The organism is Bacillus sp. CZDM1, from assembly GCF_055502545.1.
In genome coordinates this window covers 1-11710 of sequence record NZ_JBUESO010000003.1, presented here as the reverse complement: position 1 = coordinate 11710, position 11710 = coordinate 1, and the positions used below count along the sequence as shown (strand labels likewise).

Genomic DNA, 11710 nt, shown 5'->3' with positions numbered 1-11710 from the left:
GACGCATCATTATCGATACGTCTCTTTACCATATTACTTATTTAACATTTTAAATACTTGCTCGACATCTTTGTCACCGCGACCTGACAGGTTGACAATTAAGACATCATCTTTCGGTAATTCCTTTGCTAGTTTTATAGCATAAGCAACGGCGTGGGAGCTTTCTAACGCGGGGATAATCCCCTCCGTTTTACTTAGCAGCAGAAATGCGTCTAATGCTTCCTGCCCTGTAACCGTAACATATTCAGCTCTTCCGCTTGTTTTCAATTGACTATGCTCTGGACCAACTCCTGGGTAATCTAATCCGGCAGCAATTGAATAGGTTGGCTGTGGATTACCTTCTTCATCTAATAACGTCAAACATTTAAAACCATGAATAACTGCCGGGGTTCCTTTTGTTAAGGTTGGTGCTTCTTCCGGCTCTACTCCAATTAAACGTACAAATTTTTCATCAATATAATGGGCAAAGGCACCAATAGCATTACTGCCACCGCCTGTGCAGGCAATAACCGCAGTTGGCAGCCTTCCTTCTTTTTCAATGATTTGACGCTTTGATTCTTCACTAATAATGCTCTGAAAATGTTTAACCATAGATGGATATGGATGCGGTCCAACAGCTGAACCCAATAAATAAAAGGTAGTTTCATAGTTTTGAACTAAGTCAGCCAATGCTTCATCCACGGCGTCCTTCAAACGTCCCTGCCCTTTCTCGACTGGAATAACTTTTGCCCCTAATAGTTCCATTCTAAAGACGTTTAGAGCTTGACGCTCCGTATCGAGTTTCCCCATATAAATAATACATTCCATTCCAAACATGGCACATGCAGTTGCGGTTGCAACACCATGCTGGCCAGCACCCGTTTCAGCAATGATTCGTTTTGCACCCATTCTTTTTGCCAATAAAATTTGACCGATTGCATTATTGATCTTGTGAGCACCAGTATGGTTTAAATCTTCTCGTTTTAGATAGATTTTTGCTCCACCCATTTGTTTCGTTAAATTTTCTGCATAGGTCAGCGGGTTTTCACGCCCAACATATTCCTTGAGGTAATAGTTGAATTCCTCGATAAAATCCGGATCATCCTTATACTGTAAAAATTGTGCTTCTATCTCGTTTAGTACCAGCTGAAGCTCCTCAGGAACAAAACTACCTCCAAACTCACCAAAATAGCCTCTACTATCTACACTAACTTTTTCCATTCTCAGCTCGTCTCCCTACTACTATTAATTTACTCATACCTTGAGTTGAAATTATTATAGTATAAGTTTACTGAGTATTCAAACTAAATATTTATTCATACCTTAGTATTCGATTAAGTTAAAACCTGGCCTCTTGCAGCACCAAGAGCCATTCGAATTCCGATTTCTCTCGTACGCGCTGTTACGGAAACGAGCATATTATTCCTAACCCCAATACCGCCAACGAACAACGAAATACCAGCAATGCTTCCTATAATTAAGATCATGATTCTTTTAATCTGCCCAATCCCTGCTGCTATTTCATTTTTTCTAATACTTTGTCACTAGTACGTTTTCCCCGAGCCTCTGAATATGAATTACAATCATTTTAGTGATAATATTTATACTGACATGAAAGGAGAGATATGTGTGAAAATCGTAGCACTTGTAGGTAGTAATCGGAAGGAATCATTTAACAAAAAATTAGCATTATACATGCAAAATCGTTATCAGATGACTGCAGAGATTGAAATTCTGCCTATAGAAAAACTGCCGATGTATAATCAAGATGATGAGCTTACACCGCCAGAAGTCGTAACGGAGATTAAGCAAAAGGTGGGTGAAAGTGACGGAGTCCTATTTGTTACACCTGAGTACAACCATTCTATTCCTGCTTTTTTAAAAAATGCGATTGATTGGTTTTCCCGTGTTGATAAAGTTATGGTGAACAAACCTGTCATGATTGTCGGCAGTTCCCCTGGCGTATTAGGAACCGCCCGTGCACAAATGCATTTACGACAGATTTTAAATTCTCCTGGCATATCTGCGCTGACTTTACCAGGAAATGAAGTATTTATAGGAGCTGTTCATGAAAAGCTTGATGAATCTGGAAAACTCATTCACGAGCCAACTGTTCAGTTCATTGATACGGTTATGGATAACTACATAAAGTGGATAAATAAACAAAGTCATTAATTGTAAAAACGCATGGAGTAATTATATCCATGCGTTTAATAGTTTTTTATTTCATTCCATTGTTTTTCAAAATTTACAAATGGGTCAGCTTCTTCTTTTACTATAGAGTGTTTGCTGGAATTCCAGTTTTTATAGACTAGGTAAAGAATGTAAGCAGCAACTACACCGATAATGGCAGGTGCATTTGAGATAGAAGCCATTAGAAAGATGACTCCAATAATACCTAGTGCAATTTTTCCACCTGTTGATTCTGCTTTTAAAAACTGTTTGTAGATGAAATATAAAGCTGCCAGACTTATTAGTAACCCCACCATCGGACCAAGTGTTGAAAGTAAGATGATGGCTGCAATTCCTCCTGCTAAACATAAACCAAATTTTTTCAATTTGTTTTCCTCCTTTGCTTTCTTGATATCATCTTACCTTTTTTCGAGGCTGCATATAATTGAGCCTGAGCTTGATTTTCGAATAGGTCTAGAGACGTAGAAAGGGTCAGCCACCAAAAAATACTAACAATAAAATGGAAAAATCCTAGCACTATTTAGATGTTAGGATTTTTTTTTGCTACAGAATGTTTGTTTTTTATTCAAATTTAGGTTAAGAACACCTTTACCCTATAAGGTATAATAAGAAAAACTAGCACTTAATGGAGGACATAAAATGAATCGATTCAAGCACTTATTAATAATATTATTAGTAGTAACCCTTACTTCATGTGGAATTAGTTCCGAAGGATATAGAAATGTATCTTCAGAGGAAGCAAAGCAACTCATCGACAACAAGGAAGTAGTTGTGCTAGATGTCAGAACCCCTGAAGAGTATCAAGAAGGGCACATCCCTAATGCAATATTGCTGCCATTACAAGAATTAGAAAATAAATTGAACGATTTAGATAAAGAAGAAACCTATATAGTGGTTTGCCGCAGCGGAAATCGCTCTACTCAAGCTAGTGAAATATTAATAAATAATAAATTTACTAATATTAATAACATGACCGGCGGTATGAATAACTGGTCATATGAAATTGAAAATTAAATATATTAGAGATAAGTAAAAGAACCCAGCAATGATGGGTTCTTTTTTTCTATAGAATATCCATCCAAATCTTTATAGCTGTTGCTAAAATTAAAAAGGCTAATACCACTTGTAAAACCTTGGTGTTTACCTTTTTACCAGCCATCGCACCTAATGGTGAGGCAATTAAACTGGCAAAAATCATAATTACGGAAGGTAAAAATTCTACTTGTCCCGTGGTAATTTTCCCTACAGTGGCACCAATTGAAGATAAAAATGTAATAGCTAATGAAGAAGCAATCGTCATACGTGTTGGTATTTTTAATACAACTAGCATGATTGGAACTAATAAAAATGCTCCTGCCGCCCCAACAATTCCAGAACCAATTCCAACAATTAATGCTAGAGATGCTGCAAGCCATTTATTAAACGTAACTTGATCCAGTGGAATATCATCAATTCCTTTTTTCGGAACAAACATCATGACAGCTGCGATTAATGCTAAAATCCCATAAACTAAATTGATTCCACCCTCAGTCATTAACTTTGAACCAAAACCGCCAACAAAACTACCAATTAAAATGCTTACTCCCATATAGCCAATTAATGTTTTATTTAAATAGCCGCCTTTACGGTACGCCCAAACACCACCGATCGTCGCAAAAAACACCTGAACAGCGCTTATCCCTGATACCTCGTGGGCACTAAATGCTGCTAAACCAAATATAGGCGGAATATATAAAAGCATCGGATATTTAATAATAGAACCGCCTATTCCTAACATTCCAGATATATATGAACCAATAAAACCAATTAAGAAAATAGTAATAATAAAGCCAATATCCATGCTGCTGCCTCCCCTCTTAAGAAAAGGGAACCCCATTCGGTTCCCTATTTCTTAACCTTTTTTTATCCAGAACTTTAAAACATCGTTCTCCACTTCGTGTTTCACTACCTCGTGACCGCCTGATTTTGCCCATGCCGCAAGGTCATTTTTTGCCCCTTTATCCGTCGCATGGATTTCTAACACTTGACCACTTTCTAAATCATTCATTCCCTTTTTTGTCTTTACAATCGGCATCGGACATGCCAACCCTTTTGCATCTATAATCTTATTTGCTTCCATTTCTTTTACCTCCTAGATATTGTGTTTTATCGAACGGCACAGCGATTTGGTCCAATTTCCATTTCACGTTGCATTTCTTCATCAGGATTTATTTTCCCCATATTCGTTTCACGAATTTCTTGATACGCATTAGGTTGTGGTGGTAAATTTTCCGTTACCAATTTTCTAAACTCATTTTCGTCTTCAATGTTCAAGCCATGGTTTTTAGCATACAGTGTTCCTAATTTTTCTGATACACTACCATCATCATTCAATTCTTCAATGATCATAAAGTGAGCTGGGAGGACGATTAAACCCTCTGATAATTCTCTGTAGCGTTTATAAAGACTTTCTCTCAAATCTCCAACCCAATCTTGTGCCAAGCCGGCTAAATCAGGTCTTCCGATTGAGTCAATAAACAAGATATCTCCAGATAGTAAAAACTTTTCATCCACAATAAATGAAGTAGACCCAATAGTATGACCTGGAGAATATAGGGCATGAATATTGATTTTCACGTTCCCGATTTCTACGTCATTACCGTCTTCTAATGGCTGATAAGAAAAAGTTACTTCAGTTGCATCCTTTGGAGGCAGCCAATAGGTTGCACCTGTTTTTTCTGCAATGTTTCTGCCACCGGAAATGTGGTCAGCATGTAAATGTGTGTCAAAAACATGAGTAATTTTTGCACCAATACTTTCAGCAAATTCCAAATAAATGTCAGTCATACGAGTGGCATCAATAATCGCGGCATCTCCGTTCGATACGACCATGTAAGATAAACAGCCTTTACCAATGCGTACAAACTGATAAATTTCGCCACCATCTTTCAAATCACCGACTTTTACAGGTTCTAAATGTTCACTCCAGGCTTTCATACCACCCTTTAGGTAAGAAACAGTAATACCTTCGGCAGAGAGCATTTCAGCAATCATAATAGATGAACCTTCCTTTGCACACACCACCAAAACTTCTTTATCAGAAGGAATCTTATCCATAATCCCTTCAACACCATCTAGCAATTCAAAATAAGGGATATTAAAATACTTGAAGTTTTCTCCTTCAATTTTCCAATCCTGAAAGTCACTCTCATTTCGAACATCTAGAATAAATAATTCTTCCTTATTAAGTAACTTTCTCGTTACCTCCTTAGAACTCATTACATTAACAGTCATGCAGTTTTACCCCCTATGGTATATTTTATTTTAAAAAAATATAACTAATTTACGATAATATCCTATAGTGTAGTTGTTTTCCCTGACCATTGACACATTCCTGGTATTACGTTAATAACTTTAGTAAATCCCTTTTCTGCTAGCTTTTGTGCAGCAAGGTCGCTGCGGCTTCCTGTACGGCATACAACATATATTTCTCCTTCTTTATCTAAATCACCTAAACGTTGTTCTAGTTCACCTAAAGGAATCGAGATAGCATTAGGTATATGATTAAACGCATATTCTGCTGTTTCTCTAACATCCAGAACCACAATATTTTCACTTGCAGCAAATTTCATTTCGAGTTCGTTATTATTAACGACATTCGGATGTTTTCTTTCCATTATTTCATCGTTAGAAGACTTTCTTATATAATGCTTTAATACTTCTCCATCCTCCAACGTGCCTAAATACTGATGACCTGTACTTTCAGACCAAGCCTTGATATCAGCTTTGGACCCCTTATCTGTTGCTTGGACTTCCAATACCTGACCAGCCTCTAATCCACTCATTGTCTTCTTTGTTTTAACAATTGGCATTGGACATGCTAATCCCTTTGCGTCTAAAATTACATTAGCTTTCATGTTATCCATTTAATATCCTCCTGATTTAATACCTATAAGGGTATTATTGTAGTTAAAAAAATTTATTCTACTTTTCCTTCCCATGACATCATTCCACCTGTCATATTAATCACATTAAATCCTTGATACTCAAGAAATTGTGATGCCTGGCCACTTCTAGCTCCAGACCGGCAAACCATGATATATTCTTTTGATTTATCTAATTCATGCATACGAAACTCCATAAATCCTAACCTAATATTTACAGCGCCAGGTATCTTTCCACTCGCTACCTCATCTACTTCACGAACATCAATAATATTTAATTCTTTTCCTTCATTTAGTAATTGTTCAACTTCCTTTGCAGTTATTGCTTTCATTTTATAATCCTCCTCTTATTTCTTTTATGACCAAGCATTCATGCCGCCTTTGACGTTTATTACTTTCGTATAGCCTAATTTTTTTAATATCTTACTTGCTTGTCCGCTTCTCATTCCGCTTTGACAAATAACAATTACTTCTTTGTCCTTTGAGAGTTCATGTTCCGCTTTTTGTGCAAGTAAATTAAGGGGAATATTCTTAAATTGCCTAATGTGATTTCCTTTAAATTCTCCTGGTGTTCTTACATCTACAAACAATTTATTCTTATCCTTTAACTCATTTTTTAAATCTGCAGTTGAAATATTTCGTACACCTTTAATTGGAATGAAACGATAACCAATAAATAATATGAAGAGTCCAATTAATACGTAATTTATATACTCCAAGTATAGTCCCTCCTATAGTTTAGGGGATAATATTCCCCCCATATTAATTAAATGAACAGATTGACATTCCCATCTTCAGCTTCCGCTAAATATGCTGCAACACCTGCATATTCGATATTATCTAAAAGCTCTTCGTTTTGAAGACCTAGTAAATCCATCGTCATGGTACATGCAATTAATTTTACATCCTGCTCTTGAGCCATTTCGATTAGCTGAGGCAGGGGAAGTGCATTGTGTTTATTCATTACCTTCTTAATCAGCTTTGGTCCGAAACCTGCAAAATTCATTCTTGAAAGTCCCATGTTATCAGCGCCTCTAGGCATCATTTTTGCAAACATTTTTTCCAAAAATCCTTTTTCAACAGCAATACTTTCATCTTTTCGTAGAGCATTTAATCCCCAGAAAGTGTGAAAGATCGTTACTTCATGATCATAGGCTGCAGCACCATTTGCTATTATATAAGCTGCCATTGCTTTATCATAATCACCGCTCAATAAGACGATTGTTGTTTTTTTCTTCTCTGTCATTTTTAATGACCTCCTATATTACAATTACCCATATGGGTATAAAATAATGTAATTTTTTATTACCATTACCCCTATGGGTATCATAGTAACGAAAATAAAAGAGGGTGTCAACCCTTTTTTATCGACTTTTTACTAATAGGTCTACTGCTTCTTTGATTAATTCTTCTGCACTTCTTTCATGCGTTTCCTCTGCTTTTTTAACACACTCGACTAAATTTGAACTTACAATTACCCCTATTGTACGATCAATCGCTGTTCTAGCTGCAGATAACTGAGTAATAACATCTTTACAATCCTTATCTTCTTCCATCAATCGTAATATGCCTCTTAACTGCCCTTCAATACGTTTTACCCTATTTTTAATTTGATCATTATACTCCATGACCTTACCTCCATCGAACAAATATAAATGACACGATCAATATTATACCCATATAGGTATAATGTCAATAATTGTTCTAATTTATACTTGTTATCTAATTTATTTTGTTTATATTACTTCCAAATACAGAGGAATAGGTTTTCCAGCCGCCATCCACATTTTTAACATAGTAACCATTAATATCAATTTTACAAATAAAAATTACAAAAAAAATCCTAACATCAAATAGATGATAGGATTTTGATTATGACCTGTGAGGGATTCGAACCCACGACCCCTTCCCTGTCAAGCTTGTTTCATAAAACCAAACTAATAAAATTGAAAAAAATGAGTATAAATAAGTCTGATTTAAGGGGGTTTTGAAAGGGTTAAAGGTCAACTGGGAAAAATATATTAATTAAAAAAATTAATTATGTTAGCAAATGTGTTAGCAAGATGGTTTGCAGGTGGTCTGTATGCCATTATCGATAAGCCCTTTTTAAATCGACTACTTTTTTAGCAACAAACTTAAGTACATACAAATATTCTTAATATTACTTTTTGGTGGCTTTTTAGTTCAAATACCATTTCCCTTTATTAAGCAAATGAACTTATTTATCATTTCATCAGCCATTTTAAATTCATCGATGGAAGATTAATAAATATCAATACAATAAACTTCTCTTCTATCCCCAGACATTTCTGCATTTAAAACAGTGTGTTTGTGGACAAAAAGTAGCGAAATGCTCTGTCTTACCATTAAGCACATTGAATCAATATCTTGGGTTAAAAATAGAAGGTCTTCGCAACAACCTAAAATTACTATTTCATGTCTGATTAGTTATTTCAATATGCCAGAATTGTCAATAAAACTTTTTAGTTCATTAAGAGCACTAATAGAAATCGGTGTGCTGTTAAATGCAGACTTTATATCTCTTATTGGTACTCCTTGGTTGCAACTAAGAATTTGTTCCGTTATATCCCGAAGTGTCACATACCCTGCACGCCCCGTACGTTCCATCCAATATGAAAAACCACTAAAGTCTGTTGCCACCCACTTTACATCTGAACCAGGAATCCCTTTTTTAGCAAAGTTAGAAAAATCAAAAGCATCACTGGTCCAAGCACATGTTGCACCGTTCAATTTAAAGTTTGGATGATTTTTAACACTCTTGCCAACTGGGTTTGCATTTATATAAAGGGAAAACTTTATAAAATCATTACTCAGATTACTCTGATTTACAAGTTGTGTATGATAGTGTGATATCCCTAGAGATGTATCAGTGGTGTCTATTTTTTGTCTAGCAAGTCCATTTGAATCTATTAACCATTTTGCTTCAATCAAACAAACCTTATAACTATAATATCCGTTAATATCCCAATATTTAACTATTATCATTGCATCTGCCCCAAAAGCAGTTTCAATTTCGGGCGGATTTACTCTACAAACCCATTTAAATAATTTTTTATTTACTCTTAATAATCCATTTCTTCCAGAACCAATACCACCAGAATATGTTATGTGGCTTATTAACCTTGAAACATAATCACGTTCTGAAGTAATAAATCCTGTATTTATATCTATTCTACATTGTTTATCAACATCATCAATGAATTGAAGTATTTTGTTTTTGGTTCCAACATCAATATTTTGCCACGGCATAATTTGTCCCTCTTAATATTAATAATAAGCCGAATATATGATTTATGTATAGAAATTGAATATAATTGGCTTGTTTAGGGTATTTGCTTTCTGTTATAAAGCACCACATTACTTAAATAAGAAATAGGCTTTACACATAAACGAAACAAAAAGAAAAATTGAGTATTTTTCAAGTAATATATAAATACCATTTTTAGTTCAGAAGCCTCCAAATTAAAACTGGATTTCTATATTATATAATTCTTTTATTTTCTCTGGACTAATGAATTCCTTCATAAGTGTAGTATTGTAATATTCATAGTCTCCGTTTGTTATTTTGGACATTTTGTACTTATCCCCAATTTTAGCGAATTGTTCATATCTCAATTTACTTTCTTCGAGATACAAATCAAGCGCCATTTTTATCATTCCTGACTGTTTCAATGAATTGGGAGTTAAATATTCTTTATCAAGTAATTCTTTAATAGTATTGATACGACTGTAGAATACGTTTATTTTGACTGGTTGATTTTCTTCTCCTCTTGGGGATTTCACATTACGAAATACGAAAGGTGAATCGAGTAATTCCTTTTCAGTAAACTCTTTTGTATTAGAGTTGTATTGATAATAAGTTTTTTCGCTACGAGTCTTCTCTAAAAACTCAATACATTTATCATCTACTACAATATGATAATCCCGTTCTTTTACATAAATAGTTTTGTTTTCAAAATCTACTTCTGAATATTTTAATTCCCTTATTTGACTAAATCGTTCCCCAATTATTCCTTCCCACATTAGAAATAGTAATGCTTGATCCTGAGTATTTTCTAATCCGTCCAGTAACTCAAGAAATTCTGAGAAGCTATAATGTACTTTTTTATTTTTGTCAACTAAAACATCATAATAAGACTCCTCAATACCTTTCATTGGGTTTAATTTATTAGTTCTCAATCCTTCTTCAATTGCCCATGATATGTAGCTGGCAATAAATCTCCCATTTGTACGCGCCACGGTTAAGTTATGAGGGTTCATATTCTTTATGATTTTACTGACTTCTGTAGAATTGAAGTTATATAAATCCTTCTCCAGTAAATCTTCCGCTGGAAATGCCTTATAAAATACATATCTAATTGTATTTCGAGTTTGCTCATTTTCGTATGTTGAAAGAAAATTTTCTTTGATATCTTTATTATATAGTTTGTATTTATTAATATTTTCCACCATATGGTCTGTATTTTCATTTGAATTTTCTATTGATTTTTGTATGGTTTCTTTTTTCACCTCTATGTTCCAAGCATTTTTTAATAAATCAATCAATTTCTTTTGTCTTTTTTCAAGCACCTCCTGTGTCCACTCATTTTCTTGAATCACCTGAGTTGTTAAAGCAAATGAAGTAACCCCGTTTTTGATTTGAAAATAAGAGGACTTTTTCTTTTGAAAGTCGTAATTTTTGGCAATAGAATTTTTAGCACGGGTCAATAAAACTAAGTTACCTAACTTATGAACAAATTGTTCATGCTCTTGAAAATGTTTTAACCAATCACTTTCTTCTTGTGGCTTCTGCGGAAGGACGTGCTCAACTGTGATTACAGAATAATCATAATATGGCTGACCAACAGTTAATAAGGAATCAAGTTTAAGTAGTACATATCTCTTGGCAGAATCTTTTAAATCTAAATAAACATCCCCGTTTAGTTTTTCAATAACTGCTTCTTTATCTTCACTTGTTACTTCTAAAGAAGATTCCGTTGAAAATAAATCTACTTCTTTTTCAAATTCCCTTAAAATTTGAGAATACTTTGACATTCTCCAGTTAAAGTTTTTCCTTAATATCATGCTTATTCCAGCGAATTTCTCTAAACGATATAGAAATTCTTCTAAACACTCATTATAATTTTTCATATAATACATAGCCAAAGGAATCCAATCACTATTATCAATTCTATTTAACAAACTTAAGACTTTTATCATTTGTGGCTGATTTGTATAAAATGAATGAAACTCCACGAGTTTTAGATAAATTTCACTATAAGGAATTAAGATTTCATCAATAAATTGTTTACCACTAATAGCTAAAAAAATTTTATCATACTCATCTTTATTATTAGCGCTGCCCTTGCGTTTTTGAATTATCATTCTTAAATGATCAAATAATTTATTAAATCGGTCCCTGCCTAAAGACAATTCAACATCTTCCCATTTCAGAGTGTAATCTTCTTGTTCTCCTACAGGTATGTCCCCTATAACACGCGCTTTAAATATATCGCTTGGCATTAAATCTAAACCTCGTGTAACCGTCAAGTAGTTTTGAACACTTTTTGCTAATTAAGTTTGAACACTTTTTATGATGATTTTATATTCCCCCA

Annotated in this window: 14 protein-coding genes and 1 pseudogene; 2 read left to right on the top strand and 13 right to left on the bottom strand. The window is 34.3% G+C overall.

Annotated elements, in window-relative coordinates; translation table 11 throughout:
• Window positions 1-33: 33 nt before the first annotated feature.
• Together trpB and ACY3XC_RS07700 are read right to left on the bottom strand one after the other, a co-directional pair.
• Window positions 34-1200, bottom strand: coding sequence for a tryptophan synthase subunit beta (gene trpB / locus ACY3XC_RS07705; RefSeq protein WP_179158364.1), 1167 nt, complete (start codon window positions 1198-1200; stop codon window positions 34-36).
• A gap of 116 nt (window positions 1201-1316) precedes the next feature.
• Window positions 1317-1505: pseudogene (locus tag ACY3XC_RS07700) on the bottom strand (FtsX-like permease family protein); the annotation flags it as partial.
• Window positions 1506-1608: 103 nt separating this feature from the next.
• Here ACY3XC_RS07700 and ACY3XC_RS07695 point away from each other — a divergent pair.
• The gene (locus ACY3XC_RS07695; RefSeq protein ID WP_464868065.1) at window positions 1609-2154 is read left to right on the top strand and encodes an NADPH-dependent FMN reductase; all 546 of its coding nucleotides are present in this window, start codon (window positions 1609-1611) and stop codon (window positions 2152-2154) included.
• 35 nt (window positions 2155-2189) lie between these two features.
• Here the strand turns inward: ACY3XC_RS07695 and ACY3XC_RS07690 are convergent, their stop codons facing one another.
• Window positions 2190-2537: a lmo0954 family membrane protein gene (locus ACY3XC_RS07690; RefSeq protein WP_464868064.1), complete on the bottom strand. Its 348-nt coding sequence runs from the start codon at window positions 2535-2537 to the stop codon at window positions 2190-2192.
• A gap of 274 nt (window positions 2538-2811) precedes the next feature.
• Here ACY3XC_RS07690 and ACY3XC_RS07685 point away from each other — a divergent pair, with 274 nt between their 5' ends.
• Window positions 2812-3186, top strand: coding sequence for a rhodanese-like domain-containing protein (locus tag ACY3XC_RS07685; protein WP_179158358.1), 375 nt, complete (start codon window positions 2812-2814; stop codon window positions 3184-3186).
• Between the two features lie 49 nt (window positions 3187-3235).
• Here ACY3XC_RS07685 and ACY3XC_RS07680 read toward each other — a convergent pair whose 3' ends face one another.
• The 10 genes from ACY3XC_RS07680 to ACY3XC_RS07635 all read right to left on the bottom strand — a co-directional run bounded on the left by ACY3XC_RS07680 (window position 3236) and on the right by ACY3XC_RS07635 (window position 11618).
• A complete protein-coding gene (locus ACY3XC_RS07680; RefSeq protein WP_179158357.1) occupies window positions 3236-4012 on the bottom strand; it encodes a sulfite exporter TauE/SafE family protein in 777 nt (258 codons plus the stop codon).
• Between the two features lie 51 nt (window positions 4013-4063).
• Entirely contained in the window at window positions 4064-4291 is a 228-nt protein-coding gene (locus ACY3XC_RS07675; RefSeq protein ID WP_179158356.1) for a sulfurtransferase TusA family protein, read from the bottom strand.
• Between the two features lie 26 nt (window positions 4292-4317).
• Window positions 4318-5445: an MBL fold metallo-hydrolase gene (locus ACY3XC_RS07670; RefSeq protein ID WP_464868063.1), complete on the bottom strand. Its 1128-nt coding sequence runs from the start codon at window positions 5443-5445 to the stop codon at window positions 4318-4320.
• A gap of 62 nt (window positions 5446-5507) precedes the next feature.
• A complete protein-coding gene (locus tag ACY3XC_RS07665; RefSeq protein WP_464868062.1) occupies window positions 5508-6077 on the bottom strand; it encodes a sulfurtransferase TusA family protein in 570 nt (189 codons plus the stop codon).
• 53 nt (window positions 6078-6130) lie between these two features.
• Entirely contained in the window at window positions 6131-6427 is a 297-nt protein-coding gene (locus tag ACY3XC_RS07660) for a rhodanese-like domain-containing protein (protein ID WP_464868061.1), read from the bottom strand.
• A 24-nt stretch (window positions 6428-6451) separates the two neighbouring features.
• Window positions 6452-6814 carry a rhodanese-like domain-containing protein gene (locus tag ACY3XC_RS07655; protein ID WP_464868060.1) on the bottom strand — a complete coding sequence of 121 codons (363 nt, stop codon included), beginning with the start codon at window positions 6812-6814 and terminating at the stop codon, window positions 6452-6454.
• A 47-nt stretch (window positions 6815-6861) separates the two neighbouring features.
• Window positions 6862-7341 (bottom strand): DsrE/DsrF/DrsH-like family protein, encoded by a 480-nt coding sequence (locus ACY3XC_RS07650; RefSeq protein ID WP_464868059.1) that lies wholly within the window; start codon window positions 7339-7341, stop codon window positions 6862-6864.
• A gap of 118 nt (window positions 7342-7459) precedes the next feature.
• Entirely contained in the window at window positions 7460-7723 is a 264-nt protein-coding gene (locus ACY3XC_RS07645; RefSeq protein ID WP_179158350.1) for a metal-sensitive transcriptional regulator, read from the bottom strand.
• 820 nt (window positions 7724-8543) lie between these two features.
• Window positions 8544-9365, bottom strand: a complete 822-nt coding sequence (locus tag ACY3XC_RS07640) for a hypothetical protein (protein WP_464868058.1) — start codon at window positions 9363-9365, stop codon at window positions 8544-8546.
• Between the two features lie 213 nt (window positions 9366-9578).
• Window positions 9579-11618 (bottom strand): GmrSD restriction endonuclease domain-containing protein, encoded by a 2040-nt coding sequence (locus ACY3XC_RS07635; protein WP_464868057.1) that lies wholly within the window; start codon window positions 11616-11618, stop codon window positions 9579-9581.
• Window positions 11619-11710 lie beyond the last annotated feature (92 nt).

What these genes read in the sequence shown, in the direction of transcription:
- ACY3XC_RS07645 (WP_179158350.1), bottom strand. Translation starts at nt 7,723, where the DNA reads ATGGAGTATAATGATCAAATTAAAAATAGGGTAAAACGTATTGAAGGG.
- ACY3XC_RS07665 (WP_464868062.1), bottom strand. Translation starts at nt 6,077, where the DNA reads ATGGATAACATGAAAGCTAATGTAATTTTAGACGCAAAGGGATTAGCA.
- trpB (WP_179158364.1), bottom strand. Translation starts at nt 1,200, where the DNA reads ATGGAAAAAGTTAGTGTAGATAGTAGAGGCTATTTTGGTGAGTTTGGA.
- ACY3XC_RS07635 (WP_464868057.1), bottom strand. Translation starts at nt 11,618, where the DNA reads ATGCCAAGCGATATATTTAAAGCGCGTGTTATAGGGGACATACCTGTA.
- ACY3XC_RS07640 (WP_464868058.1), bottom strand. Translation starts at nt 9,365, where the DNA reads ATGCCGTGGCAAAATATTGATGTTGGAACCAAAAACAAAATACTTCAA.
- ACY3XC_RS07650 (WP_464868059.1), bottom strand. Translation starts at nt 7,341, where the DNA reads ATGACAGAGAAGAAAAAAACAACAATCGTCTTATTGAGCGGTGATTAT.
- ACY3XC_RS07660 (WP_464868061.1), bottom strand. Translation starts at nt 6,427, where the DNA reads ATGAAAGCAATAACTGCAAAGGAAGTTGAACAATTACTAAATGAAGGA.
- ACY3XC_RS07670 (WP_464868063.1), bottom strand. Translation starts at nt 5,445, where the DNA reads ATGACTGTTAATGTAATGAGTTCTAAGGAGGTAACGAGAAAGTTACTT.
- ACY3XC_RS07675 (WP_179158356.1), bottom strand. Translation starts at nt 4,291, where the DNA reads ATGGAAGCAAATAAGATTATAGATGCAAAAGGGTTGGCATGTCCGATG.
- ACY3XC_RS07680 (WP_179158357.1), bottom strand. Translation starts at nt 4,012, where the DNA reads ATGGATATTGGCTTTATTATTACTATTTTCTTAATTGGTTTTATTGGT.
- ACY3XC_RS07685 (WP_179158358.1), top strand. Translation starts at nt 2,812, where the DNA reads ATGAATCGATTCAAGCACTTATTAATAATATTATTAGTAGTAACCCTT.